Origin of the sequence: Streptomyces colwelliae, assembly GCF_048158785.1 — a bacterium.
Taxonomy (GTDB): Bacteria; Actinomycetota; Actinomycetes; order Streptomycetales; family Streptomycetaceae; genus Streptomyces.
The window spans coordinates 1-727 of record NZ_JBLTJC010000866.1 but is presented as its reverse complement, the minus strand read 5'-3'; the positions used below and the strand labels follow the sequence as shown (position 1 = coordinate 727).

The 727-nt window shown below is 66.2% G+C and carries 1 protein-coding gene; it reads left to right on the top strand.

Annotated elements, in window-relative coordinates; genetic code table 11:
- Window positions 1–58: 58 nt before the first annotated feature.
- Window positions 59–727 (top strand): acyl-CoA dehydrogenase family protein (locus tag ACNFOC_RS54875; protein ID WP_416966380.1); only part of this gene is annotated, 669 nt, incomplete at its 3' end.

The window sequence follows — 727 nt, the reverse complement described above, 5'->3', positions numbered from 1 at the left end:
GTGTCTGAGAGACGGCCCTTAGGTGGCTGACCTGGCCGGTGTTGTGAGGGAGAGCCCTGTGGACTTTGGATTCACTGACGCGGATGAAGGCTTTCGGGCGGATGTGCGGGCCTGGTTGTCGGAGCATGCCGAGGCCGGTGAGGATCGGCGTAGTTGGGAGCGTGCTCTCGGTAAAGCCGGGTGGATCGGGCTGGGTTGGCCGGAGGACGGTTATGGGAATCGGCGGGGCACCCTTACCCAGCAGGTCGCCTGGGCCGAGGAGTATGCGCGGTCTTCCGCGCCGCCGCGGTCCGGTCATATCGGGGAGAATTTGCTTGCTCCCACCCTCATCGCGCACGGCACGGATGCGCAGAAGTCCCGTTTCCTGCCTGCCATTGCCGCGGGGGACGAACTCTGGTGTCAGGGGTACAGCGAGCCGGGGGCCGGGTCGGATCTGGCGGGGGTGCGGACCAGTGCTGTGCGGGATGGCGGTGACGGGAGCTATCGGGTCACCGGGCAGAAGATTTGGACCTCGCTCGCTCATGAGGCCGACTGGTGTTTTGTGTTGGCTCGGACCGAGGTGGGGTCGCGGCGGCATCGGGGGTTGAGTTTTCTGCTGGTGCCGATGGATCAGCCGGGGTGTGTCGAGGTGCGGCCCATACGGCAGTTGACCGGGACCAGTGAGTTCAACGAGGTGTTCTTCGACGGGGCGCGCGTGCGTGCCGAGCATGTGGTCGGGGGTGAGGGG